This is a genomic window from Methylobacterium sp. JK268, assembly GCF_054052225.1.
The window spans coordinates 56,702-79,563 of record NZ_JBSVZN010000008.1 but is presented as its reverse complement, the minus strand read 5'-3'; the positions used below and the strand labels follow the sequence as shown (position 1 = coordinate 79,563).

The window sequence follows — 22,862 nt, the reverse complement described above, 5'->3', positions numbered from 1 at the left end:
CCATGTCCGATTCCGTCGCCCTTCCCCTTTCGCCCCTCCCCCGCCTCCTGGTCGAGCCCGTCGTGCGGGCCGCGCTGCTGGAGGATCTCGGCCGCGCGGGCGACCTCACCACCGACAGCATCGTGCCGTCGGAGGCCCGCTTCTCCGGAGCGATCGTGGCCCGGCAGGCGGGGATCGTCGCCGGGACCGACGCGGCGGCCCTGGCCTTCGCGCTCCTCGATCCGGCGGTCGCCGTGACGGTCGAGCGGCCGGACGGCAGCCGCATCGCGCCGGGCGACGCGGTGATCCGGCTCGACGGACCGGCCCGGGCGATCCTCTCGGCCGAGCGCGTGGCGCTCAACCTGCTGTGCCGGCTCTCCGGGGTCGCCACGGCGACCGCCTCGCTGGTCGAGGCGGCCCGCCCGCACGGGCACGCCCGCATCGTCTGCACCCGCAAGACGACGCCGGGCCTGCGCGGCCTGGAGAAGCACGCGGTCCGGGCCGGCGGCGGCGCCAACCACCGCTTCGGCCTCGACGACGCGGTGCTGATCAAGGACAACCACGTGGCGGTGGCGGGTGGCGTCGGGCCGGCGATCCGGCGGGCACGGGCGGGGACCGGCCACCTCGTGAAGATCGAGGTCGAGGTCGACACGCTGGCTCAGCTCGAGGAGGCGCTGGCGGTGGGCGCCGACGCGGTGCTCCTCGACAACATGGGACCGGAGACGCTGCGGCAGGCCGTGGCGATGATCGACGGCCGCGCGGTCAGCGAGGCCTCGGGCCGGATCACCCGCGAGACCGTGGGCGCGGTGGCGGCCGCGGGTGTCGACCTGATCTCAGCCGGCTGGATCACCCACAGCGCGGCGATCATCGATCTGGGTCTGGACGTGGCCTGACAAAAGGAACGGGAGGGCCGAAGCCCTCCCGCCATTACGTCAACGTCCGAGGAAAATGGAGGCCAGTCGCTGGAACAGCCCCTTCGCCGGCGGCGGTGGGGGCGGCGGAGGGGCCGCTGGCTGCTCCGGACGGTTTCCTGTCTAGGCGACGTTCGCGGCGAAGGGGTGCTGCGCGGTCTTGTACTGCTGCGTGACCTCGGCGGCGGTCGGCGTGCCCTTGATGGCGCGCTCGATCGACAGCTTCGTGGCCTCGTAGTTGTACTTCTCGATCTTCGCGTCGTCCGCGGCTTCCCAGTGGATGAACACGCCAACCAGGATGTAGATGTCGTCGGCCTCGCTCGCCGGGATGATGCCCTCGGCGACGCTGTCCTGCACGGCCTTGGCGACGGCGTGCTGCGCCGGGCCGAACATCTGGACCGCCTGGCGGGCGTCGTTGATCGTCACCTTGTTGAACAGCAGGGTGTTCGGCTTGCAGGGCAGGTTCGGCGCCACCACCGCGAGCAGGCTGGTGAAGCCGTGCTTGTTGTTGGTCAGGCTGTTGCAGAACGCCGTCTCGGCGGCGCTGCCGCGCGGGCCGATGATGAGGTCGATGTGAGCAACCTCGTTGCCGTCGCCGACGAGGGCTTCGCCCACCAGCACCTTGTTGATCGTCGCCATGCGGGGTTTCTCCCAGGAGTCCAAACGATGAGCCGCCCACGATGCAGGCACGGCTGGAAGCGCGCCATCCTTGTTGCGGCGTCCGGCCGGAGGGCCGAACCGGTTCCCAGACAGCGGGGCGGACCCTACAGCGGCCCCCGATCCCGAACAAGCGCCCATCTGGGTCGAGCGCGGCCATTTCCGCGCCGAACGAACGCATTGCCGGGAAAGGGATTTGTACTTTTTGGCAGGTTGCCCTGCCGCGCGCTCAACTTGGCCGGACTTCCGACCTCCCGGAGGGTTCGAGGGCGTCCAGGAACAGGGTCGCGACGGTCAGGTCGGCGCTGGTCCCGGGGTTGATTCCGGCCTCCTTGAGGAGGCGGTCTTGCGCGAGCAGAGCCGGGAGCGCGGCCTCGCCGAGACGCAGGTCGCCCAGCGCGGCCTGCGCCTGCTCCCGCACCGCCTCCGCGCGCGCGGGACCGAACTTGCGGGCGACGTGGCTGTCCGGGAAGGCGGTCAGGAAGGCGAGGTGGACGGCGGTGATGGTCCAGGGGGGGCCGAGCCCGTCCGCCCGGGCGCGGGCCAGGGCCGGCAGCCCCGTCTCGAACAGGTCGGCGAAACCCGTGACGTAGGCCCGGGCGATGCGGTCCCGCGGCGCCGCCTCGGCCATCGCGGCGAGGAGTGGCGGCGGGGGCCCAGACCCGGTCACGTCGTGCCGGTCCGCGCGCCCGAGGCCGCCCGGATTGGCCCGGCGGATCGCCGCGAACACCCCGGCCGCGTCGGCGGCGTCGAGATCCGCCAGCACGGCGTCGAGGGCGGGCCGCACCGGACCCGGCCGCTCCGCGGCCGCGGCGAGTGGCGCGCAGAGGAGCACGATGCCGAGATTCGTGTTCTGGCCCACCGCGGCCATCGTGGCGGCGACCGCCGCCTCCGCCCGCGCCCCGACCCGCGCCCCCGGCGCGGTGAGCGGGCCGGCCGAGACCTCGGCGCTGCGCTCGAAATCCGCCAGCGTCATGCGATGGCCGTCGGCGTAGACGTGGACGTTGCCGGGCTTGAGCGCGGCGAGTTCCGCCCGGCAGGCCGCGCGGTAGGCCGCCGCGATCGCGCCGGGATCCATCGGCCTCACCCCTGCGCGACGAGGCGCGGCCCCGCGCCGCTGCGCGCCCGCACGGCGGCGAGGAAGCCGTCCGCGATCGTGCCGGCGATGTCGACCTCCGTCACCTGCTGCAACCCCGACCAGGCCGGCATGCTGTTCACCTCCAGCACGAGGAAGCCGCCCTCCCCGTCCTCGACGAGATCGATGCCCGTATAGGCGACGCCCACCGCCGCCGCGGCCGCCTCGGCGAGGGCGGCGGCGGCGTGCGGTACGCACCAGGGCAGCGGCCGCCCGCCCCGGTGGACGTTCGTGATCCAGCCGTCTCCCTGCCGGATCATCCCGGCCACCGCGCGCCCGTCGCAGACGAAGACCCGGTAATCCTGCCACGCCCCGTCGCGCCGGGCGACGTAGCGCTGGAGGTAGTAGACGCGCCCGACCAGTTCCTCCGGGGGCAGGTCGTCGGGATGAACGATCAGCTGCAGCCCCTCCCCCTGCGAGCCGAACAGGGGCTTGAGCACCAGGGGCCGCCCGGGGGCCGCCTCCCGCGCCACGAGCGCGGCAGCGGCGTCGCGCCGGGAGAGGACGAAGGTCTCTGGGGTCGGGATGCGGTGGCGCGCGAGCAGCAGGCTGGTCATGGCCTTGTCGACGGAGCGCTCGATGGAAGCCGGACCGTTCCAGACCACGCAGCCCGCCGCCACGAGGGCGTGGAGCACGCCGAGCCGCATCGTCGTCGCCTCGAAGGTGCCCCCCGCGATGGTGCGCAGGAGGACGCCGTCCGGGAGGGCGTCGCCGAAGCCCGGGACCCGCAGGGGCTCGGGGTGACCGGTCTCGACCGTCACGTCGGCCAGCGAGAACAGCACCGGCTCTGCGCCGAGCCGCGCCAGCGCGGCGCGCAAGCGGCCCTTGTGCCAGGCGCCGTTATCGGCCGCGAGCCCGATGCGCATGCGGGTGAGTCTCCGGGGGAAGGTGATCGAAACCAAACCCTCCCCCCTCTGCGGGGGAGGGTGCCCGGCGGAGCCGGGCGGGAGAGGGGAACCACGCTTCCGGCTTGAGCGGGAGCGTGGCGAAGGGCGCTAGATTCCGCAGCGTCGCGGTGGCCCCTCTCCCGGCCTGCTCCGCAGGCCACGCTCCGCCGCGGTGGGGGGGAGGGTTCGAGCGCGCGGTGCCGCCTCACGCGAAGGAGCGCTCGACCAGGTCCGGCACCAGCCGCCCGCCCCGGTGGCTGTGGCCCGTGCGCAGGGAGGTCACCACCACCTCGGCCGGGCTGAACAGGTGCGAATCGATGGCGTAGAAGTCACCGTTGAAGCGCCCGAAGATCTCCGCGAAGGGCGCCCCGTGGTCCCGCGAGGTGGTGCTCGGCAGGGCCTCGGCCAGGCCCCTCGCATCCGCGTCGTCCGCGTCGACGAAGAGTTGCACCCGGCCGCCGTAGATGATCGCGTCGTTGGTGCGGCCCATCGCCTGGACGAAGTCCGGGTGCGGCGGACTCAACGGGGCGGCGCCGGTCCCGTCGACGATCCGGGTCAGGTCGAAGCCGACTGTGTGGGCCTTGTGCAAGGCCACCTCCAGCACGCGCGCGACGACCTGGGTCGATCCGGCGAGGCTCTGCGTCGGCGCGTAGATGAAGGTCACGGCCTCGGGACGCACCCCCGCGGCCTGCGCCACCTTGGCGACGACCGAGTCCGGCGGCGCGGTCGCGGATTCCAGGACCAGGGCGATCTGCACGGCGTTGTCCTTGTAGTGCAGCTCCTCGAACAGGGGCTCCACCGCCGCGGCGGCCCGGCCCGGCCCGGAGCCGAGGGCGAAGAACCCCGAGGATCCGCCCTCGTCCGCGAGGCTCCAGCCCGCGTACTGGCTGCCGAGGCAGGCGAGCACCGGATCGGCGGTGTGAACGACGATCGTCGTCGGCCAGGCGGCGATCGGGCCGCTCGGCGCGATCGAGACCGTGCCGAGACCGCCCAGGCAGATCTCGGCGATGCGCCGCCCCGCCTCGATCGAACCGGGCGCGGTCGCGCCCGCGTCCACGAGCCGGGCCTGGTCGCGATGGGCCGACACCGTCAGCCGCAGCTTCGCGGCGTCGGCGACCAGCGCCTCGACCAGGGGCGCCGCGATGGCGTTCACGCTCGGGCGGACGGTGGTGGAACTCATGCACTCTCTCCCCTACGGCCACGCGGCCCTTCCGGCGACGAGGTCCGGCACGGCCTCGGCCCGGGCACGCACCGTGCGGCGGGCCGCTTCCGCATCCGCGCCCTCGGCCCGCACCGTGCAGATCGGGGCTCCGGCGCGGATCCGGCTGCCGGCCGGCGGCCGGTCCATCACGAAATCCGGCCACGCGACGGCCGGCACGCGCGGGATGGCGGCCTGGGCGTAACAGATCTCGGTGGCGACCGCATCTGGAGGAAGGGCCAGGGCCCCGCCGAGACGGCCGGACGCGGCCTCGACGTGCCGGGCGAGGAGCGGCTCGCCCCGGCGATCGAGGACGTCGAGCGTGGCGCCCGGCCGGGGATTGACCTCAAGGAGCCACCAGTCGGCGCCGTCGATCATGAGGTCCGCGCTGGCGAGGCCGGCGAGGCCCGTGGCCGCCACCAGCGCCTCCACGGCCGCCGTCGCGGCCGCGCGCACGCCCGGCGGCATGGCGCCCGGATCGACTGCGCCGCCGTAGCGGAAGGGCGTCCGGTGACCCGGCGCCGTCCATTGCGCCGTCGCCGCGACCGGGAGGCAGGTCCGGCCATCCGCCAGCACCGTGAGGGACATCGGCGTGCCGGGCACGCGGCGCTGGAGATAGGCGCCCCGCGGGACGGAACCGGGCCGGGCGGGACGGATGTGGCTGCCGCCGGAGCCGCCGCGGCGCTTCAACAGCCAGGCCTCGGGATCCGCGACGGGCCCGAGGCTGACGGGTGGGTGCGGGATCGCGTGGAGCGCGCAGAGGGCGGCGAGACGGGCCGGATCCTTCAGCCCCGAGACAGTAGTGGGGGCGGCGCCGATCAGGCGGTGGCGCCGGTCGAGTTCGTGCATCAGGGCCGGAGAGCCCTCGAAACCGCTGCCGAGGACGAGGCCGAGAGGGTCGCCGGCCTCGGCCGCGAGCGCGGCGAGCGCGTCGCGCAGGCTCGCCCCGGCCGGCCCGGCCCCGAACCGGCCCGCGACCTGCCGGTAGCCGGCGGCGAGCCCGCGGGTGTCGTCGTCCCCGAACAGGTCGGCCACGAACGGCCGCAGCCCCGCCCGCCGCGCCGCCGCGGCGAGAGCGCGCCCCGACTGGGCGGCGATCAGGATCGCGTCGCGGCGGGGCATGGCGACGAGGCGGAGCGGTGAGGTGGCGGTGCAGTCCGGCGACGTTCGGGCGCGCGCGTCGCTGCCCCTCCTGCGAGGGAGGAATCCCCGCGTCGGGGAGCCGGAGCGGGCGCGTGACCGCCCCCTGCTGGCCCGCTCCGCCTCACCCCGCGATCTCGACGGCCAGCCGGTAGGCATCGCGAAAATCGAGGCAGAGCGGCTCGGACGCCGCCAGCATGCGCCGGAACAGCCCCGCCTGGGTCTTGTACTTCACGTCGCCCACCGCGAGCGCCCCGATCCCGATCCCCCGCCCGCCCGGAAGCGGCGCGTCCGTGGCATGAACGTCGATGCCCGCGATGCCGGCCGGCGGCACCGCGTTGACGTCCGAGGCCACCTTGAGACGCGGCGCGTGCGCGAGGTCCTCGGCCGACAGGATCGCGACGCCCGCCGGCCCCGCCGAGAGGATCACGTCCGCCTCGGCGATCGCGGCGCGCCGTGCCTCGCCGCTCGACCCGTCCACGGCCTCGACGTCGATGTCGAAGCGCCACTTCATCGTCGCGGCGATCTTGCTGACCCGCTCCTGGCCGTCATGCCCGACGAGGATCGGCCGGGCGCCCTCGACGGCGCCGATCACCGCCGCCACGTAGGCGACCACGCCCGCCCCGCCGAAGATCACGATGCGCTGCCCGCCGAGGCCCTGCCCGAAGCGGTCGCGCAGGGCCTTGGTGACCAGGGCCACCATGGCGGCGCCCGTCGTGAAGGAGCCGGCCGGGTCCGCGAAGATGTGGTTGACGAAGGGCGGCACGAAGGCCTTGCGGGCGCGGTCGACCATGTCGAGGGCGTCCTCCGCGTTCTTGCCCGCGATGAAGATGCCGGTGCGCACCCCGTCCTGCGGCGCGCGGGAGAAGATCGAATCCTGCACCAGCGGCCCGACCTCGGGCACCGTCACGCCCGTATAGGTCGTCACGACCTCGAAGCCCGCATCGACCGCCATGTTCACGTCGAAGGGGCTCATGTGCTTGAGGGGCGTGATCATGTGCAGGATCGAACGGGCCATGGCGCGATCTCCTCGCTCGCTGTCCGGGCCGGGCGCGCCGCCGGACGAGCGTTCGCCGCGGGCACGCCGGTACGCCACCCTGCCCCAGGGATAGTGATAGCGGGTTTCGGCGGGCCGCCGACCCCGACGATGGTCCGGCTTCCGGGGCGCGGGCTCGTCTAGGGGCAAGCCCCGGCGCGATCAGGTGGTTCAATCGGCCGGCGCGGTGTCGCGGGTGATCGCGGCGCCGTGGTTGCGCCCGCGGGCGACGAGCACGGTGAGGTCGGGATGACGGGCGGACAGGCGCCCCGCGAGGGTCTCCGCCTCGGGGGCCGAGCCCACCAGGGCGAAGCCGGTCGGTCCCCAGGAACTCTGGCCGAAGCCCGCGATTCCGAGTGCCTCCACCTCGGCGAGCGCCGCCGCCACCGCGCGGCTCGCGTAGCGCCCGCCCTGATAGGGCGCGAAGTAGTCGCCGATGCGCCGCTGGATCTCGGTGATGCCGCGCCCGAAGGGCTCCGCCTCGCCCGTCGCCGCGGCGGGCAGCACCTGCATCAGGACGATGCGGCAGATCTCGGCCGCCTCCTCGGCGGGGAAGCGCGGCAGGGCCTGGAAGGCGTGGCGCTCGGCCGCCCCGTGCACGCCCGTCTCGCGCCGGTCGAGCAGGAGAACGATCCGCCACGCCTCCGGGTAGGTCAGGCGCGCGACGATCGGCGGAGGGGTGTCGCCCGCATCCCGGCCGCCATCGACGATCAATCCCCCGGTGACGAAGGCCGCGAGCCCCACGCCCGAGCGGTTGCCGCGATCGAGGGCGGCGGCGAAATCGGCCGGCGCGAAGGGCGCCCCGTGGAGCCGTGCCAGCGCCGCCGCGGTGCTGAGCGCGAGCTGCGTGCCCGAGCCGAACCCCGCATGGGCCGGGATCGCCCCCTGAAGCCGAAAGACGCCCGTAGCCGGCACGCCGAGCCGGGTGGCCGCGGCCACCGCGTAGCCCCGCACCCGCTCGCATTCCGCGGCGAGGCCGGGCTCCCGGCTGGTCACGGTCAGGACGGAGGCGGCCTCGGCCGTGAGGTCGATGGCCGGAGCGTCCACGGCCACGCCGATGCTGCCGAACCGCCGCCCGAGGCCGCCATGCAGGTCGAGAAAGCCGAAATGCAGCCGGGCCGGCGCCCAGACGCGCACCCGCTCCTGCCCTGTGCCGTCGCGCTCCGCCAAACCGGTCCCCTGCCTGCGCGGCGCCCGGGCGCCGGCGCGCTCCCGCCCTTACCCGGCCGGGTGGGGCGCGGGCATCGGCCCGGTGGGCGCGCGTGCCGCTTGTCCCACAGGGGCCGGTCCCGGCGCAACGCACCTCACGGCCGCAAACGGCGGGCCCGCCCCGACTTTCAGGGGGACTTGCCTGCCGCAGGACCGGGGTGCAAACGTCCCGGCAGGCCCCGCGGAGGCGTGCCGGGCCTCATCATCCGCGCGAGGCGGCGGCGCCGGCCGCCGCGGAACGGGTTCGAGCCGGCCGGTCGGCCGGGCTGGTGGGCGAGGGTGGATGACAGCCTGGGTCAAAGGGCAAGCGACGGATCCCGAGGCGGCGCTCGCCACCGCGGCCGGTCTGTTGAGCGGCGCGCGCAGCCCCGTCGTGGCGGGGCTCTGCGCTGACGTGGCGGCGATCCAGGCCGCCTTCCGGCTGGCCGAGGCGATCGGCGCCTCGCTGGATCCGGCCGGGTCGGACGGGCTCTACGCCGATCTCGGCGCCCTCGCCTCCTCCGGATCCATGACGACGACGCCGAGCGAGGCGGTCGGCCGGGCGGACCTCGTGCTCGTGCTGGGGGACCGCGCCGCCGGGAGCCCGCTGCTGCCCGAACTTGCCGCGACCGGCCCGACCCGGGGCCGCGCCGCGGGGACCGGGCGCGCCATCCTCTCCCTCGCGCCCGGACAGGGCGCCGATTACGCCACGGGCGAGGCCGGCCTGCCGGCCGCGATCGGCCTGCTGCGGGCGCTCGTCGCCGGGCGGATCGGCGGCGAGACTCCCCTCTCCGAGCTGGCGGCGCGCCTGCGCGGCGCCCTCTACGGCGTGGTGCTGTACGATCCCGCCGAGACCGGCGCGCTCGGCGCCGAGATGATCAGCGGGCTCGTGAAGGATCTCACCGAGACGACACGCTTCTTCGCCCTGCCGGTCTCCGATCCCCATCAGGGCCGGGCCGCCATCCAGGTCTCCGCGTGGCGGACCGCGCAGGGGCCCCGGGTCGGGTTCGGCCAGGGCCTCCCGGTGCACGATGGCCTCCCGGTGCACGATGGCCTCCCGGTGCACGATCCCTGGCGCTTCGACGCCGCCCGGCAGGCCGCGGCGGGCGAGATCGACGCGGCGCTGTGGCTCGCCGCCCTGCCGGCCCCCTGCCCCGCCTGGGTCGCGCGCGTGCCGACCGTCGCGCTCCTCGGGGCGCCGAAGGGCGACGAGGCCGAGGTGGTGCTCGCGGTCGGCGTGCCGGGGGAGAGCCATGGCGGCACGCTCTGGCACCCGCGCCGCGCGACGCTGACCTGGCACGAGGCGGCGACGCCCGGCCCCGCGCCGCAGGCTTCCGCCCTGATCGCGGCCCTGCACGACCGCCTCATCCCTCAGGAGCGCACCGCCTCATGCTGACCCGGATCACGGGCGGTCGGGTCGTCGATCCGACCGCCGGGCGCGACGCCGTCGGCGACGTCTGGATCGAGGATGGCCGCATCGTCGAGGCCCCCGCGAACCGCGCGCCCGACGAGACCCTCGACGCCGCGGGCTGCGTGGTGATGGCCGGCGGGATCGAGGTCCACTCGCACATCGCCGGCGGCAACGTGGTGCTGTCGCGCCTGCTGCTGCCGGAGCTCGGCGTCGCGGAGAGCGCGGACGCGCCCTCCCCGCACGGCTCGGCCCTCGACATCGGCTCCCTCTACGCGCGGATGGGCTACACCACCGCCGTCGAGCCGGCGATGCCGCCTGCGAACGCGCTGGCGACGCAGCTCGAACTCGCCACGATCCCGCTCCTCGACCGCGGCGGGCTCTGCGTGATGGGCAACGACGACCAGTTGCTCCAGCTCCTGCGCGACAGGGAGGGCGCGCCAGCCGTCCGCGACCTCGTGGCGCTCAATCTCGCCACGACCCGTGCGCTCGGCGTCAAGGTGATCAATGCGGGCGGCGCCGACGCCTTCAAGGACGGCGCGGTGCGCTTCGCCCTCGACGACGAGGTGCCGGCCTACGGATTGACCTCGCGCCAGATTCTCGACGGCCTCCTCGACGCGGTCGAGGCGATCGGCGTGCCCCACCCGCTCCACGTCCATTGCAGCAATCTCGGCCTGCCGGGGGCCGACGACAGCTTCGTCGAGACCCTGGAGGCGGCGCAGGGCCGGCGCATCCACTTCGCGCACGCCCAGTTCTACGCCTACGCGGCCCTCGATCCGCAGAACCCGATGGGCGGCGGCTTCGCCTCGGCGGCGCCCCGCCTCGCCGAGGCGCTCGCCCGCCATCCCAACGCCACGCTCGATGTCGGGCAGGTGGTGTTCGGCCAGACCTGCACGATCTCGCTGGACATCCTGCGCCAGTATGGCGGGCGCAAGGGAGCGAGCCCGAAGAAGTGGATCATCAACGCGGGCGACGCGGAGGGCGGCGGCATCGTGCCGTTCCGCTACCGCGACCGCGGCCCGACCTCCTCGCTGCAATTCGCGATCGGCCTCGAACTGATGCTGCTCTCGCCCGACCCCGAGCGCACCATCCTGACCACCGATCACCCGAACGGCGGGCCGTTCACGGCCTATCCGCGCATCCTGCACCTGCTGATGGACAAGGAGGAGCGCGACCGCGAGGTGGCGGGCCACCCGAAGGTCGCGGCCGAGCGCTCGGGCCTGCAGGCGCTCACGCGCGAGTACAGCCTGAGCGAGGTGGCGCAGCTCACCCGCTCGGGCCCGGCGAAGCTGCTCGGGCTGAACGATCGCGGCCACCTGCGGCCCGGCGCCAAGGCCGACATCGCGGTCTACCGGGACCAGCGCGACCGCACGGCGATGTTCGGGCGGGCGCACCGGGTGTTCAAGGACGGGGTGGTGATCGTGCGGGACGGCGAGGTGGTGGCCCGGCGCGCGGGGCGCACGCTCAGCGTCACGGTCGAGGCGGATCCCGGCATGGCGCGGCGCAGCGACGCCTACCTGCAGGCGCGGTTCGGGGCGGGGCTCGGCAGCTTCTCGGTGCCGGACGCGGCCTTCGGCGAGCGCGACCCCTTCGCGCCGGTGAGCCTGAGGGGCTGAGATGACGGACCTCACTCTCCACGGCATCCGGGTCGAGGACACCTTCGCGGAGGCCTTCGACATGGCGGGCACGGCCCTCGTGCTCACCGCCGACACGCCCGAATGGGCGATGATCGCCGCCACCACCATGACGGGCTTCGCCACCTCGGTGATCGGCTGCGGGGTCGAGGCCGGGATCGACGCGGTGCTCGCCCCGGACCAGACGCCGGATGGGCGGCCGGGCGTGCGGGTGCTGCTCTTCGGCTTCGACGCCGGGGGGCTGAAAGGGCAGCTCCTGAAGCGCGTCGGGCAATGCGTGCTGACCGCGCCCGGCAGCGCCTGCTTCGCGGGCATCGCTTGGGACGATCCGCACAAGGGCAAGGCGATCAAGCTCGGCGGCGCCATCCAGATGTTCGGCGACGGCTTCTCGGTCGCCAAGCGCTTCGGCGGGCGGCGGTTCTGGCGCACGCCGGTGATGGACGGGGAGTTCCTCTGCGAGCACTCGGTCCCGACGGTCGAGGGGGCGGTGGGCGGGGGCAACCTGCTGTTTCTCGGCCGCGCCCACGCGGACACGCTCAAGGTGGCGGAGATCGCCGTCGCGGCGGCGCGCGGGGTGCCGGACGTGATCCTGCCCTTCCCGGGCGGCATCGTGCGCTCGGGCTCCAAGGTCGGCGCCCGCACCAAGGGCATGATGGCCTCCACCAACGACGCCTACTGCCCGACGCTCAAGGGCCGCGCGGGCTCGGCCCTACCGCCCGAGGTGAACGTGGTGCTGGAGATCGTGATCGACGGGCTCGCGGCCGGGGCGATCGCCGCCTCGATGCGGGCCGCCCTGCACGCGGCGACGGCGGCGGGGCGCGACCTCGGCCTCGTCGCGGTCACGGCCGGCAATTACGGCGGCAATCTCGGCCGCCACCATTTCCACCTGCGGGACCTCCTCGACGGGGCGGCGGCATGAGCGTCCTCACCCTGCGCCAGGCGCCTCCGGAGCGCCTCGACCTCGCGGGCCTCACCCCGGCCCGGCTCGCCGGCCTCTCCGAGGCGGAAGCCGCGCGGCTGCCCGTCGGCACGAGCCGTCACGGCGTCGCGCTCGGCGACTGCTTCGCGCTCCAGCGGCGCGACGGCGAGACCCTGCGGATCGAGGGCGGCTCGGACCGCCTCGACCATGTCGGGGCCGGGCTGACCACCGGCCTCATCGAGGTCGAGGGCGATGTCGGCCAGCGCCTCGGCGCCGGCATGACCGGCGGGACGATCCGCGTCTCGGGCGCGGCCGGCCCCTTCGCGGGCACCGCCGCGAAGGGCGGCACCATCACCATCGCGGGCGACGCCGCCGAGAGCGCGGGCGGGGCCCTGCACGGGGCGGCGGGCGGGCTCGACGGCGCCACGCTCATCATCGGCGGCCGGGCGGGCGACCGGCTCGGCGACCGGATGCGCGCCGGGCTGATCGTCGCCGACGCCGCGGGCGCGCTGGCGGGCTCGCGGATGATCGCCGGCACGATCGTGGCGGGCGCCATCGGCGATCATCCGGGCTACGGGATGCGCCGCGGCACGCTCCTCGTGGAGCGCCACGGCGCCCTATTGCCGACCTTCGTGGACACCGGCGTGCAGGACCTCGTGTTCCTGCGGCTGCTGGCCAAGGCGCTCGATCCGATCTCCGCCCGCTTCGCCGCCCTCGCCCGCGCCCGGCTCGGCCGCCGCGCCGGCGACCTCGCAACGCTCGGCAAGGGCGAGTTGCTGGCACCGCTCGGCTGACCGTCCCCGCGCTTTTGCGCCCCGTGTCGCCCGATTGCGCCGACGTGGGCCGTCGCCCTCCTCGATCGGCGCCGAAGGTCGGACCGCGGGAGGGCCGATGGTCCTCGGCGGCTACAACCGGGCTCACGCGCTGACGCCCGATTACGGGACGACCTTCGCGCTCTTCGGCGGCGTGAAGGTCGCGGAGGCGCAGCGGGACAGCCGCGGCGGCCTCGGCGTGGTCGAACTGGCCGCCCGAGAGAGCGCCATCGACAACGCCATGCCCGGCGGGGTCGAGCGCGACGCCTCGGAGGGCACCGCATCGACGCCGACATCGGGATCGGCCGCGCAGCTCGTCTGGTGATGCAGGACAGGTGTCACCGAACCGAGGAGCAGTAATCCTCCAGACCGGCGACGAGCGCGTCGAAAGCGACCCGGCAGCGCCGGACCTGCCGCAGGTCCTCGTGCATCACGACGAAGGTCGGCAGGTCCCAACCGGTCTCGGGAAGCACCGCCACGAGGTCCGGCTCGCTGGCCGCCAGGGCCGCTTGGCAGGCGCCGATACCGAATCCCGCCCGGATCGCGGCGAATTGCGCGAGCGTGCTGTCGCTGCGCCACGCGAACAGCTCGCGCGTGACGGGCAGGTCGCCGAAGCTGAAGCCGCGCAGGAACGCGGTCGGCGTGTCGAAGCCGACGAGGCTGTGCCGGGGAAGGTCGGTGGGGCGCTCCGGGACGCCCGTCCGCTCCAGGTAGTCGCGGCGCGCGAAGAGGCCGAGCCGCACCGCCCCGACCCGGCGCGCGACCAGCGCCTCCTGCACGGGCGGAGTCATCCGCACGGCGATGTCGGCGTCGCGGCGCAGCAGGTCCTGTACCCGGTCCGACAGCACTAGCTCAAGCGCCAGCCCCGGATGGGCCGCGTGGAGCCGCGCAAGGATCGGCGGTAGCACCGCCCCGCCCACCATCTCGGAGGCGGTGATCCGGACCGCGCCCGCCACCCCCTCCCCCGCGGGCGCCACGCTGCGGACGAGCGCGGCGGCGGCGGCCCGCAGCGCCTCGGCATGCGGCCGCAGCGCGAGCCCGGCCTCCGTCGGCACCAGGCCGGCGGGCGAGCGCGTGAACAACGCGACGCCGAGCGCCTCCTCCAGCGCCGCGACTTGGCGGCCGATCGTGGGCTGCGTCAGGCCGAGCGCCCGAGCGGCGCCCGAGAGGGAGCCCTCCTCCAGGACGGCCAGAACCGCGCGGCAGTGATCCCAACTCGGATCCGTCATACAATTTTGTATATCGGTTCCTCTTCCCTCCGCAATTCCCGGATATCCTCTCCTCTGCGATCGTCCCTCCAACGCGAATGAGGAGAGGATCATGAACACGACGCGGGACGCCCTGGTGCTGGGGGTGACGGGAGGGATCGGCGGCGCGGTGGCGCGGCGACTGCAGGAAGGCGGCTGGCGCGTGCGGGCCGTGCATCGCGCCCCGGACTCGGTCCGGCGGCCGGGCGACGGTGTCACCTGGATCACGGGCGATGCCCGCGACGCGGCGGCCGTGACGGCGGCGGCGCGGGGCACATCCCTCGTCGTGCACGCGGTGAATCCGCCCGGCTACCGCGATTGGGACAGGCTCGTGATGCCGATGCTGGAGGCGAGCCTCGCGGCGGCGCGGGCGGCCGAGGCCCGCCTGCTCTTTCCCGGCACCGTCTACAATTTCGGGCCGGACGCCTTTCCGCATCCGGACGAGGACGCGCCCCAGCATCCGCAGACCCGGAAGGGTGCGATCCGCGTCGCCATGGAGCGGCGCCTCGAGGAATCGGCGCGGGAGGGCGTGCGCAGCCTGATCGTGCGGGCGGGCGACTATTTCGGTCCCGGCATGACCGGGAATTCCTGGTTCACGCTGTTCGCGCAGAGGGGCCGGCCGGTGCGGTCGGTCTGGTACCCGGGACCGGCGGGCATCGGCCACCAATGGGCCTACCTGCCCGACGTCGCCACAGCCATGGTGCGCCTCGCCGAGCGGGATGCGGCCCTCCCGGCCTTCGCACGCTTCCATGCGGGCGGACATTGGGATCCCGACGGCACCCACATGGTGTCGGCGATCGCCCGGGCGATCGGCCGCGAGACGCTGACCATCCGCCGCGTGCCCTGGGCCCTGACGCGGCCCGCAGCGCCGTTCGTCCCGTTCCTGCGAGAAGTGCGCGAGATGCTCTATCTCTGGAAGGTGCCGCTGCGGCTCGACAACGCCCGCATGGTCGCGGAACTCGGGGCTGAGCCGCACACGCCCCTCGACAAGGCCGTGCGGGCGACGCTGGCGGCCCTCGGCGCCCTCCCGGACGCGGCCGCGTCGGCGCGGCCAGCGACGCAGGCCCGCTGAGCGTTGCGTCCCGCGGGGCCCCTCAGTTCACGCTCGCCCGGTAGCAGCGGATCTCGGCCTCGGCCTGGGCGCGGCGCAGTTCCGCGACCTTGTCGTCGAACAGCTTGGTTGCGCGGAACTCGTTGGCGCGCTGGCCGATGCCCTGGCGCATCGACAGGATCGTCGAGGCCTGCACGTACTTGTCGTAGGGCAGGATCGCCGCGATCGCGTCGATCGAGCAGGAACACTTCTGGAGCGCGTCGCGGGTCTGGCCGTTCGCCGCCATGCAGCCGAACACGTAGTCGGCCCGCGCCTCGGTCGGATAGTCGTTGTCGTCGGCGGCGGCACACGCAACGCCCGCCAGGAGGGCGCCCGCGCCGAGCGCTCCCTTAACCCACGCTCGGTTCATACGTCACCGTCTCCTGCAAGAGCTTGCCGCCGTCCGGGTTCGTCGCCTCGACGTCGATCGAGACGATCTCGCCCGGGACCGCGGGCGAGAGCACGAAGGTGTAGGTGAGGCCGTCGAAGCCGCGCAGCTTGTCCTTCACCGGATCGTTGACGAAGGGCCGCAGCACCACGCGCCAGCCCGGATGCGTCTGCCCCTTCACCACCACCTCGGTCGGGGCGGCGGGTCCGCCTTCGCGCAGGGCCTTGCGGATGGCGTTCTTGATGTAGCGCGGGTTGCCCTCCAGCGCCTTGCCGAGGTCGAGGGTGTGGTATTCCAGGAACTGGGCCAGCAACGGGTTGCCGGACATGTTCTCGTAATGGGCGGTCGGCAGGCGGCGCTCGCCCGTGAAGGCCTCGATCGTCAGGTCGCGGCTGGCGGGCTCCTTGCCGGGCCCCACGCTCTCCACGATGCGGTCCTCGATCGGCGGCCCGAACGGCCCGTCCTTGATCCCGCTGAAGCGCACGTAGCGGTAGGTGATCCGGCTGCCGGGCGGCGTCGCCGCGTAATGGTTGGCGTCGAACAGCAGATCGACGGCGCTCGGCGCGGCGCCCTGCGGCGCGGATTGCGGTGCGGCTTGCGGCGCAGCCGCCGGCTCGGCATTCGCCTGGGCCCGCGCAGGCGTCGCGGCGAGCGAACCGAGCAGGCAGAGGAGAAGGGCGGACCTCACGCAGTGACTCCCTCGGGTTGCGGCACCACCGGCGCGCCGCCGATCGTGCGGTACTGGTAGTCGGGCGCGGTCTCCAGCGCCGATTCGGCGACGGCAAGCGCCTGGACCTTGGCGTGGAGCGGCGAGAGCGAGCAGGCCGGATCGGTGGCGGCCGCGTCGCCCGCCAGCGCCAGCGCCTGGCAGCGGCACCCGCCCCAATCCTTCTCCCGGCGGTCGCAGGAGCGGCAGGGCTCCTGCATCCAGGAAGTGCCGCGATAGGCCTGGAAGGAGGGGGAGTTCGCCCAAATGTCGCCGAGCGCGCGGTCGCGCACGTTCCAGAATTCGAGGCCCGGAATGGTCTCTGCGGCGTGGCAGGGCAGCACCTTGCCGGTGGGCGTCACGTTCATCAGGCGCCGGCCCCAGCCGCCCGCGCAGGCCTTGGGGTACTTGGCGTAGTAGTCCGGCACCACGAGGTCGATGACGAGCTGGCCCTTCAGCCGCTCGCGTGCCTCCTCGACGGCGCGGATCGAGCGGTCCACGTCGGCCTTGGCCGGCATCAGGGCGGCCCGGTTGACGTAGGCCCAGCCGTAATACTGCGTGTGGGCGACCTCCAGCCGCTTGGCGCCGAGCCTCATCGCCAGATCGATGATCGTCGGCACCTCGTCGATGTTGCCGCGATGGATCACGGCGTTGAGGGTGAGCGGCAGGCCCAGCGCCACCACCTTCTCGGCGAAGGCGAATTTCTGCGGCTGCGCGTTCTTCAGGCCGCCGATCCTCTCGGCATTGCCCGCCTCGGCCGCCTGGATCGACAGCTGCACGTGGTCGAGCCCGGCCTCGGAGAGGGCATCGAGCTTGGCGAGCGCCCCGGCGACGCCCGAGGTGATGAGGTTCGAGTAGAGGCCGAGATCGGCGCAGGCCTTGGTGATCTCGACGATGTCCTGCCGGGCGGTGGGCTCGCCGCCCGACAGGTGGACGTGGAGCACGCCCAGCGCCGCCGCCTCCGCCAGCACCCGCTGCCACGTCGCCGTGTCGAGCTCCGTCGAGCGCTTGTCGAGGTCGAGCGGGTTCGAGCAATAGGGGCAGCGCAGCGGGCAGCGATGGGTAAGCTCCGCGAGGAGCCCGATCGGGGCCGGAAGGGTCGGGGTGACGGCGTTCATCGGGGGATCCTCGCGCCGCCTCAGGCGGCGGGTGTCGTCTCCAGCACGCGCTTCTCCGCGAGCCCGTCCAGCATGGTGATGACGTCGGGCTCGATCACGCTCGCGGGCGCATCGTACTGTTCGGACAGCATCCGGGCGATCTCTCGGATGCTGCGCGCGCCGTCGACCAGCGACAGGACAGCCACGGCGTTCTGGTCGAGGTCGAAGGTGCGCTCGGGCGCGAGCAGCACGTGGGCGCCGCGCACGCCGTCGAAGCGCATCCGCACGCCCCGCGGCAGGCGCGGCACGTCGTCGGGGGTCAGGCTCACGCGCGGCCCTCCACCAGGCCCTCGCCCGGGCGCCACGCATCCGGCGGGATCATCCCGGGCGACACGTAGGCGAAGTAGAGCGCATCGAGCTGCGTCCACAGCACGGTGCACTTGAAGATCAGGGCGTCCATCGCCTGCCGCTGCAGGGCCGGCGTGGTCGCGTGCTGCTTCACGTAGTCGAGGGCGAAGTCCGCGTCGCGGGGCGCCTGGGTGAGACGCTTGTCGAAATAGGCGAGCGTCTCCTTGGTGATGAAGTCGTAGTTCTTGAGCATGCCGGCGACGCGCTCGGAGATGATCGTCGGCGAGAACATCTCGGTGAGTGACGACGCGATCGCTTCGAGGAGCGAGCGCTCGGCGACGAAATGCACGTAGGCCTCGACCGAGAAGCGGGTGGCGGATAGGATGCCCTTCGTCGAGGTCACGTAGGCCCGGTCGAAGCCGACGCCCTCCGCGAGCTTCAGCCAGCGCTCGATGCCGCCGTCGCCCTCATGGTCACCGTCGTGGTCGACGATCCGCTGGCGCCAGATCCGCCGCAGGGTCGCGTCGGGCATCCGGGCGAGGATCGCCGAATCCTTCACCGGGATCATCGCCTGATAATAGTAGCGGTTGAGCGCCCAGGCCCGGACCTGATCCTTGTCGAGCTTGCCGTCGTGCAGCAGGCGGTGGAACGGGTGCAGGTTGTGGTAGCGGCGGGCGCCGATGTCGCGGAGCGCCGCTTCCAGGTCGGCGGGCGAGAGCAGGCGCCCGTCATCGGGCTGGGGCGCGGTCGGGAGCGTGAGGGACAGGGCTGCGGACATGGCGGGTCGGTGGCCTTCTGATGATCGTTCGAAGCGCTAGCGGCTCCGTTCCTCCCGGAGCCGAGGTGGCGGCTCCCGCCGCGCCGGTCAAGGGTTCGGCCCTTCACTTTCCTGGCAATCCGGCCGGTGATGTCGATGTCGGATCGGATGATCCCGCGCGCCGGATCTGCGCTGATCGCATATGGCGCGGCCGACATGCTTTGCGGTGGATCAAGGAGAGATGAATACTCCTCGCGGCAAGCGCTCCTGTACTTAAGTTGTACTTATGGCCCACCACCGCCCCACCCTCCCCCCTCTGCGGGGGAGGGTGCCCGGCGGAGCCGGGCGGGAGAGGGGACCCACGCTTCCGAAGCGGGCTGGACCGTGGTGCAGGGCGCCACATCTTGAAGCGTGGTTCCCCTTTCCCGGCTCACTCCGTTCGCCACCCTCCCCCGCAGAGGGGGGAGGGTTCGCGCGCCCGCCCTTTCGCCCGGCGTCGTCGCGGCCACGCTCAGACCGTCAGCGTCAGTCCATCATGCGCCACGGTCCAGCCCTCGGCCTCCACCGCGCGGCGCGCCTCCGACTCCTCCACCAGCACCGGATTGGTGTTGTTGATGTGCACGAAGACCCGCCGCCCGATCGGCACCGCGGCGAGGCCGGCGATCGAGCCCCCCTCCCCGGTCATCGGCACGTGGCCCATGCGCCAGCCGGTCTTGGTCCCGACCCCGGCGCGGATCATGTCGTCGTCGAGGAAGACGGTGCCGTCGAAGAGCAGCAGGTCGGCGCCAGCGAGGCGGCGCCGCAGGTCCTCCGTCACGCGGGCGCAGCCCGGCACGTAGGCGAGGCGCCGGCTCCCGGCCTCGATCATCGCGCCGACCGTGGTCTCGGTCTCGGCGCCGATCTCGGGCGTGCCCTCCTCCAGCCAGAGCGGCACCTTGCCGGGCACGGCGAAGAGGGTCACGGTCAGGCCCGCCACCGGCTCGAAGGGCGCGTCGAGCGCCACCTCCCGCCGCGAGACGTGCTCGGGCGCCAGCACGTCGAAGACGCGGTTGGCGGAGACCGATTCGAGGATGTTGCGGGTGGCGTGGAGCCGGAAGGGCTGGCTCTCGCGCAAAGTCAGCAGGCCCGCCACGTGGTCGACGTCGCCGTTCGTGAGCAGCACCGCCCCGATCGGGGAGTGCCGCAGGGAGCGGCGCGGGTGCAGGGCGGGGGTCGCGAAGAGCTGCTGCCGGATGTCCGGCGAGGCGTTCACCAGGAGCCAGGTCTCTCCGTCCGGCGAGACGGCGAGGCTCGACTGGGTGCGCGGCCGGACCCGGGCGTCGCCCGCCCAGGCCATGGCGCAGTTGGGGCAGCGGCAATTCCACTGCGGAACGCCGCCACCCGCCGCGGAGCCGAGGATGATCGCCTGCATGAGCCTCTCACGTCAGCGCGTCGCCACCCTCCGGCCGGAGAAGCCCTCAGTTGAAGGGATCGATCTCGGCCGACTCGTAGGAGGTGACTTCCATGCCGACGCAGACCTCGGCGACAACAGGCAGAGCCCACTTCATGATGCTACCCCTCGGGATGATGGTCGAGACAAGGTCCCCCGGCGGCGAGACCGCCGGAGGCGCCGGACGAGCCCTTAGTTGAAGGGATCGATCTCGGCCGACTCGTAGGAGGTGACTTCCATGCCGACGCAGACTTCGGCGACAACAGGCAGAGCCCACTTCATGACGCTTCTCCTAGGCTGCTCAGGCCCCTCATAAGAGAAACCTAAGATGTTGAGATGACAGTGTTTTCTGTCACCCGGGATATATCGGCAATCCGCCCGATGGTTGCAAGCGGTATTTTGCCTGCGAGACTCCCACCCATTGGTCCGGGCTCTCAAACCGGTCTTATTGTGCCGATTCCGCAGGGCCTTGGGCAAGATACCTCGCGCCCTAAAAAATTTCGTGAGCGGCAAACGAGAGGTTACTGGCGGTAGCCGGGCTCGTGCAGGTCGAGCATGAAGCCGCGGCCGCGGACGGTCACGATCGAGGGGCCCCCGGCCCGGGCGACGTCGCCGAGCTTGGTGCGCAGGTAGCCCACGTAGACGTCCACGACGTTGAGCGAGAGGCCGCCCTGGTTGGCCCAGAGCCGGTCGAAGATGTCGCCCCGCGTCACCGGCCGCCCGGCCCGCTCCATCAGCACCGAGAGCAGTTCCGCCTCGCGTTGGGTGAGGCGGGCGGTGACCTCGCCGAACCGCACCTGACGGGTGGCGGAGTCGAGGGAGAGGCGCCCGGCCGTCACCAGGGTGCGCGGCTCGCCCGCGGCGCGGCGGCGCTGCAGGTGAGTGCGCAGGCGCGCGAGCAGCTCGTCGAACACGAAGGGCTTGACGATGTAGTCGTCGGCGCCGACCGCGAGGCCGTCGACGCGGTCGCTGACCTCGTCCTTGGCGCTCAGGAACAGGATCGCTCCCGGGTAGCCGCCCTCGCGCAGGGAGCGGCAGACCTCGTGGCCGGAGCCGTCCGGCAGCATGATGTCGAGGAGCACCGCCTCCGGCACCCGGTCGCGAGCGGAGGCCAGCGCCTCGTCGATGCTGCCCGCGAGGTTCACGGAGAAGCCCTCGGCCGTCAGGCCGCGGGCCAGCATGAACCGGATGTCGCCGTCATCCTCGACCACCAGGACGCTCGTCATCGGGTGGCCGTCCCGCCGGCCGGATCCTGGGGCGCCGTCACGCCGCATCCTCCCTGGCTTCCGCGGGCAGGACCAGGGTGACCCGGGCGCCGCGCTCCTCTCCCCCGGCCGATCCGAGGCGGATGACGCCATCATGGCGCTCGACGACCCAGCGCGCCAGGGCCAAACCGATGCCGAAGCCTTGTGCAGAAGACGAATTGCCACCGCGGCGGAAGCGCTCGAACAGCGTCTCGGCCTCCGCCGGGAAGCCCGGCCCGTCATCGGCCACCGTCACCTCGGCGCCGCCACGGCCTTCCGCCAGGGAGACCCAGACGCGGGTCGCCCCGGCGGCGTGGCGCAGCGCGTTGTCGATCAGGCCCTCGACGATCTGGCGCAGCCACTCGGGATCGGCCTGGACCTCGACGTCGGTCTCGCTCGGGTGGAAGTCGAGGGCGATGCGGCGGCGCGCGGCCTCGGTGGCGCAGTTCTCCACCGCCTCGGAGAGGACCGCGGCGAGGCTGACGGGCTTGCGCTCCAGCTCGATCTGGCCCGATTCCGAGCGCGCGATGCGCAGCATGTCGCCGACCCGCCGGTGAAGGCGCAGCGCGCGCTTGCGGATGGTGGCGATGACCGGCCGGAACGCGTCGGGGGTCTCGGGCGAGCGGGCGGCGAGGTCGCACTCGCCCAGGATGACGGTGAGCGGGGTGCGCAGCTCGTGGCTGACATCCGCGAAGAAGCGCCGCCGCGAGCGGTCGATCTCCTCCAGGCGGCTGTTGGCCGCGCGCAGGTCGGCGGTGGCCCGGGCAACCGTCTCCTCGAGGGCGGCGCGGTCGGCGGCGACGCGGGTCTCTCGCCGCTTCAGGCGCGCCGCCATGCGGTTGAAGCCCGCCACCAGCAGGCCGAGTTCGTCGTGGGTCGCGACGGTGAGACGGGTGTCGAGTTCGCCGCGGCCGATGGCGGCGGCGCCGGCGCGGATGTCGTCGATGCGCCGCAGGAGCGGGCGGGTGAGCGTGCGGTGGACGAGGAGCAGCACCCCGACCGCGAGCCCCGCTACCCCGAGGGAGAGCGAGCGCAGCCGCACCGCGAGGTCCCGCACCTGACCGGCCGCGCTCTCGACGCCGCGCCGCTCGGCCTCGACCAGGAAGGTCAGCGGCTGCCCGGTGACGGCCCCGAAGGCGTTGAGGGCGCCCCGGATCGCGTCGCCGCGCTTGCCCGGATCTGGCTCGTGCTGGATCTGCGCCACCTGCCGGTCCAGCATCACGCGGGCGGCGCGCAGGCGCGCCAGGGGCCGCGAGCGGGCGGCGTATTGCGTGCGGTCCACGATGGCGTCGCTGCGGGCGATGGCCTTGCTCAGCCCCTCGTCGACGGCGGTGAGCGCCTTGTCCACCTCGTCGCGGGCATTGGCGAGGCGCTCGGGCCGGCTCGGATTCTCCCCCACCGCCTCCACGGCGGCGAGCCCGTACTCGGTGAGGCGCCCGGAGAGTTCGGCGATCAGCTCCAGCCGCACCTGTGCCTCGAGCGTGCTGTCGAGGGTGCGCTCGGCCGCGTCGAGGGACCAGAACAGGCCCACCGCCGCGAGCATCACCAGCGCGGCCGCGCTCCCGACCAGAAGACCGAACCGTACCCGCAACGAGCCCATACCGCTCCTCCCGCGGGCGCAATCTGCCACAGCGGCGGGCCGGAGGCAGGGC

General features: G+C 73.4%; 23 protein-coding genes and 1 pseudogene. 7 read left to right on the top strand and 17 right to left on the bottom strand.

The genetic code is table 11. The annotated features are described in order from the left end of the window. The first annotated feature begins 2 nt into the window (after window positions 1–2). Window positions 3–872 (top strand): carboxylating nicotinate-nucleotide diphosphorylase, encoded by an 870-nt coding sequence (gene nadC / locus ACW9J6_RS10320; RefSeq protein WP_457116379.1) that lies wholly within the window; start codon window positions 3–5, stop codon window positions 870–872. 141 nt (window positions 873–1,013) lie between these two features. Here the strand turns inward: nadC and fae are convergent, their stop codons facing one another. The 7 genes from fae to ACW9J6_RS10285 form a co-directional block, all read right to left on the bottom strand. Then, entirely contained in the window at window positions 1,014–1,529 is a 516-nt protein-coding gene (fae, locus tag ACW9J6_RS10315; RefSeq protein ID WP_457116378.1) for a formaldehyde-activating enzyme, read from the bottom strand. A 247-nt stretch (window positions 1,530–1,776) separates the two neighbouring features. Further along, window positions 1,777–2,625, bottom strand: a complete 849-nt coding sequence (locus ACW9J6_RS10310; protein WP_457116377.1) for a triphosphoribosyl-dephospho-CoA synthase — start codon at window positions 2,623–2,625, stop codon at window positions 1,777–1,779. Between the two features lie 5 nt (window positions 2,626–2,630). Next, window positions 2,631–3,548, bottom strand: a complete 918-nt coding sequence (locus ACW9J6_RS10305) for an ATP-grasp domain-containing protein (protein ID WP_457116376.1) — start codon at window positions 3,546–3,548, stop codon at window positions 2,631–2,633. 226 nt (window positions 3,549–3,774) lie between these two features. Further along, on the bottom strand, window positions 3,775–4,749 hold the full coding sequence (mch, locus tag ACW9J6_RS10300; RefSeq protein ID WP_457116375.1) for a methenyltetrahydromethanopterin cyclohydrolase: 975 nt from the start codon (window positions 4,747–4,749) through the stop codon (window positions 3,775–3,777). Window positions 4,750–4,761: 12 nt separating this feature from the next. Beyond that, a complete protein-coding gene (locus ACW9J6_RS10295; protein WP_457116374.1) occupies window positions 4,762–5,889 on the bottom strand; it encodes an ATP-grasp domain-containing protein in 1,128 nt (375 codons plus the stop codon). 142 nt (window positions 5,890–6,031) lie between these two features. After that, window positions 6,032–6,925, bottom strand: a complete 894-nt coding sequence (locus tag ACW9J6_RS10290; protein WP_457116373.1) for a methylene-tetrahydromethanopterin dehydrogenase N-terminal domain-containing protein — start codon at window positions 6,923–6,925, stop codon at window positions 6,032–6,034. Window positions 6,926–7,114: 189 nt separating this feature from the next. Next, window positions 7,115–8,113, bottom strand: a complete 999-nt coding sequence (locus tag ACW9J6_RS10285; protein WP_457116372.1) for a beta-ribofuranosylaminobenzene 5'-phosphate synthase family protein — start codon at window positions 8,111–8,113, stop codon at window positions 7,115–7,117. Window positions 8,114–8,435: 322 nt separating this feature from the next. Here ACW9J6_RS10285 and ACW9J6_RS10280 point away from each other — a divergent pair, with 322 nt between their 5' ends. The 5 genes from ACW9J6_RS10280 to ACW9J6_RS10260 all read left to right on the top strand — a co-directional run bounded on the left by ACW9J6_RS10280 (window position 8,436) and on the right by ACW9J6_RS10260 (window position 13,229). Continuing rightward, window positions 8,436–9,527: a formyltransferase gene (locus tag ACW9J6_RS10280; RefSeq protein ID WP_457116371.1), complete on the top strand. Its 1,092-nt coding sequence runs from the start codon at window positions 8,436–8,438 to the stop codon at window positions 9,525–9,527. Next, window positions 9,521–11,155 (top strand): formylmethanofuran dehydrogenase subunit A, encoded by a 1,635-nt coding sequence (locus tag ACW9J6_RS10275; RefSeq protein ID WP_457116370.1) that lies wholly within the window; start codon window positions 9,521–9,523, stop codon window positions 11,153–11,155. Before ACW9J6_RS10280 ends, ACW9J6_RS10275 begins: the two co-directional genes overlap by 7 nt. 1 nt (window position 11,156) lies before the next feature. Next, on the top strand, window positions 11,157–12,092 hold the full coding sequence (gene fhcD / locus ACW9J6_RS10270; protein WP_457116369.1) for a formylmethanofuran--tetrahydromethanopterin N-formyltransferase: 936 nt from the start codon (window positions 11,157–11,159) through the stop codon (window positions 12,090–12,092). Beyond that, complete coding sequence (locus tag ACW9J6_RS10265; RefSeq protein ID WP_457116368.1) at window positions 12,089–12,886, top strand: formylmethanofuran dehydrogenase subunit C; 798 nt, start codon at window positions 12,089–12,091, stop codon at window positions 12,884–12,886. Before fhcD ends, ACW9J6_RS10265 begins: the two co-directional genes overlap by 4 nt. Before the next feature lie 97 nt (window positions 12,887–12,983). Continuing rightward, a complete protein-coding gene (locus ACW9J6_RS10260; protein ID WP_457116367.1) occupies window positions 12,984–13,229 on the top strand; it encodes a hypothetical protein in 246 nt (81 codons plus the stop codon). A 13-nt stretch (window positions 13,230–13,242) separates the two neighbouring features. Here the strand turns inward: ACW9J6_RS10260 and ACW9J6_RS10255 are convergent, their stop codons facing one another. Further along, a complete protein-coding gene (locus ACW9J6_RS10255; protein ID WP_457116366.1) occupies window positions 13,243–14,133 on the bottom strand; it encodes a LysR family transcriptional regulator in 891 nt (296 codons plus the stop codon). Window positions 14,134–14,224: 91 nt separating this feature from the next. On the opposite strand from ACW9J6_RS10255, the gene ACW9J6_RS10250 reads away from it, so the two are divergent. Continuing rightward, window positions 14,225–15,223 carry an NAD-dependent epimerase/dehydratase family protein gene (locus ACW9J6_RS10250; RefSeq protein ID WP_457116365.1) on the top strand — a complete coding sequence of 333 codons (999 nt, stop codon included), beginning with the start codon at window positions 14,225–14,227 and terminating at the stop codon, window positions 15,221–15,223. A gap of 22 nt (window positions 15,224–15,245) precedes the next feature. Here the strand turns inward: ACW9J6_RS10250 and ACW9J6_RS10245 are convergent, their stop codons facing one another. The 9 genes and pseudogenes from ACW9J6_RS10245 to ACW9J6_RS10205 all read right to left on the bottom strand — a co-directional run bounded on the left by ACW9J6_RS10245 (window position 15,246) and on the right by ACW9J6_RS10205 (window position 22,810). Continuing rightward, the gene (locus tag ACW9J6_RS10245) at window positions 15,246–15,611 is read right to left on the bottom strand and encodes a hypothetical protein (RefSeq protein ID WP_457116364.1); all 366 of its coding nucleotides are present in this window, start codon (window positions 15,609–15,611) and stop codon (window positions 15,246–15,248) included. Beyond that, the gene (locus ACW9J6_RS10240; protein WP_457116363.1) at window positions 15,592–16,317 is read right to left on the bottom strand and encodes a hypothetical protein; all 726 of its coding nucleotides are present in this window, start codon (window positions 16,315–16,317) and stop codon (window positions 15,592–15,594) included. The genes ACW9J6_RS10245 and ACW9J6_RS10240 overlap by 20 nt, the downstream gene beginning before the upstream one ends. Further along, on the bottom strand, window positions 16,314–17,453 hold the full coding sequence (pqqE, locus tag ACW9J6_RS10235) for a pyrroloquinoline quinone biosynthesis protein PqqE (RefSeq protein ID WP_457116362.1): 1,140 nt from the start codon (window positions 17,451–17,453) through the stop codon (window positions 16,314–16,316). Before pqqE ends, ACW9J6_RS10240 begins: the two co-directional genes overlap by 4 nt. Window positions 17,454–17,473: 20 nt before the next feature. Further along, window positions 17,474–18,558: pseudogene (gene pqqC / locus ACW9J6_RS10230) on the bottom strand (pyrroloquinoline-quinone synthase PqqC). A gap of 490 nt (window positions 18,559–19,048) precedes the next feature. Beyond that, window positions 19,049–19,948 (bottom strand): pyrroloquinoline quinone biosynthesis protein PqqB, encoded by a 900-nt coding sequence (pqqB, locus tag ACW9J6_RS10225; protein WP_457116361.1) that lies wholly within the window; start codon window positions 19,946–19,948, stop codon window positions 19,049–19,051. A gap of 46 nt (window positions 19,949–19,994) precedes the next feature. Further along, window positions 19,995–20,084 (bottom strand): pyrroloquinoline quinone precursor peptide PqqA, encoded by a 90-nt coding sequence (gene pqqA / locus ACW9J6_RS10220; protein ID WP_012335429.1) that lies wholly within the window; start codon window positions 20,082–20,084, stop codon window positions 19,995–19,997. Window positions 20,085–20,158: 74 nt separating this feature from the next. Then, the gene (gene pqqA / locus ACW9J6_RS10215) at window positions 20,159–20,248 is read right to left on the bottom strand and encodes a pyrroloquinoline quinone precursor peptide PqqA (protein ID WP_012335429.1); all 90 of its coding nucleotides are present in this window, start codon (window positions 20,246–20,248) and stop codon (window positions 20,159–20,161) included. A 239-nt stretch (window positions 20,249–20,487) separates the two neighbouring features. After that, window positions 20,488–21,192: a response regulator transcription factor gene (locus ACW9J6_RS10210; protein ID WP_457116360.1), complete on the bottom strand. Its 705-nt coding sequence runs from the start codon at window positions 21,190–21,192 to the stop codon at window positions 20,488–20,490. Between the two features lie 37 nt (window positions 21,193–21,229). Continuing rightward, complete coding sequence (locus ACW9J6_RS10205; RefSeq protein ID WP_457116359.1) at window positions 21,230–22,810, bottom strand: ATP-binding protein; 1,581 nt, start codon at window positions 22,808–22,810, stop codon at window positions 21,230–21,232. Window positions 22,811–22,862 lie beyond the last annotated feature (52 nt).

What these genes read in the sequence shown, in the direction of transcription:
- nadC (WP_457116379.1), top strand. Translation starts at nt 3, where the DNA reads ATGTCCGATTCCGTCGCCCTTCCCCTTTCGCCCCTCCCCCGCCTCCTG.
- fae (WP_457116378.1), bottom strand. Translation starts at nt 1,529, where the DNA reads ATGGCGACGATCAACAAGGTGCTGGTGGGCGAAGCCCTCGTCGGCGAC.
- ACW9J6_RS10310 (WP_457116377.1), bottom strand. Translation starts at nt 2,625, where the DNA reads ATGGATCCCGGCGCGATCGCGGCGGCCTACCGCGCGGCCTGCCGGGCG.
- ACW9J6_RS10305 (WP_457116376.1), bottom strand. Translation starts at nt 3,548, where the DNA reads ATGCGCATCGGGCTCGCGGCCGATAACGGCGCCTGGCACAAGGGCCGC.
- mch (WP_457116375.1), bottom strand. Translation starts at nt 4,749, where the DNA reads ATGAGTTCCACCACCGTCCGCCCGAGCGTGAACGCCATCGCGGCGCCC.
- ACW9J6_RS10295 (WP_457116374.1), bottom strand. Translation starts at nt 5,889, where the DNA reads ATGCCCCGCCGCGACGCGATCCTGATCGCCGCCCAGTCGGGGCGCGCT.
- ACW9J6_RS10290 (WP_457116373.1), bottom strand. Translation starts at nt 6,925, where the DNA reads ATGGCCCGTTCGATCCTGCACATGATCACGCCCCTCAAGCACATGAGC.
- ACW9J6_RS10280 (WP_457116371.1), top strand. Translation starts at nt 8,436, where the DNA reads ATGACAGCCTGGGTCAAAGGGCAAGCGACGGATCCCGAGGCGGCGCTC.
- ACW9J6_RS10275 (WP_457116370.1), top strand. Translation starts at nt 9,521, where the DNA reads ATGCTGACCCGGATCACGGGCGGTCGGGTCGTCGATCCGACCGCCGGG.
- fhcD (WP_457116369.1), top strand. Translation starts at nt 11,157, where the DNA reads ATGACGGACCTCACTCTCCACGGCATCCGGGTCGAGGACACCTTCGCG.
- ACW9J6_RS10265 (WP_457116368.1), top strand. Translation starts at nt 12,089, where the DNA reads ATGAGCGTCCTCACCCTGCGCCAGGCGCCTCCGGAGCGCCTCGACCTC.
- ACW9J6_RS10260 (WP_457116367.1), top strand. Translation starts at nt 12,984, where the DNA reads ATGGTCCTCGGCGGCTACAACCGGGCTCACGCGCTGACGCCCGATTAC.
- ACW9J6_RS10255 (WP_457116366.1), bottom strand. Translation starts at nt 14,133, where the DNA reads ATGACGGATCCGAGTTGGGATCACTGCCGCGCGGTTCTGGCCGTCCTG.
- ACW9J6_RS10250 (WP_457116365.1), top strand. Translation starts at nt 14,225, where the DNA reads ATGAACACGACGCGGGACGCCCTGGTGCTGGGGGTGACGGGAGGGATC.
- ACW9J6_RS10245 (WP_457116364.1), bottom strand. Translation starts at nt 15,611, where the DNA reads ATGAACCGAGCGTGGGTTAAGGGAGCGCTCGGCGCGGGCGCCCTCCTG.
- pqqE (WP_457116362.1), bottom strand. Translation starts at nt 17,453, where the DNA reads ATGAACGCCGTCACCCCGACCCTTCCGGCCCCGATCGGGCTCCTCGCG.
- pqqB (WP_457116361.1), bottom strand. Translation starts at nt 19,948, where the DNA reads ATGCAGGCGATCATCCTCGGCTCCGCGGCGGGTGGCGGCGTTCCGCAG.
- pqqA (WP_012335429.1), bottom strand. Translation starts at nt 20,084, where the DNA reads ATGAAGTGGGCTCTGCCTGTTGTCGCCGAGGTCTGCGTCGGCATGGAA.
- pqqA (WP_012335429.1), bottom strand. Translation starts at nt 20,248, where the DNA reads ATGAAGTGGGCTCTGCCTGTTGTCGCCGAAGTCTGCGTCGGCATGGAA.
- ACW9J6_RS10210 (WP_457116360.1), bottom strand. Translation starts at nt 21,192, where the DNA reads ATGACGAGCGTCCTGGTGGTCGAGGATGACGGCGACATCCGGTTCATG.
- ACW9J6_RS10205 (WP_457116359.1), bottom strand. Translation starts at nt 22,810, where the DNA reads ATGGGCTCGTTGCGGGTACGGTTCGGTCTTCTGGTCGGGAGCGCGGCC.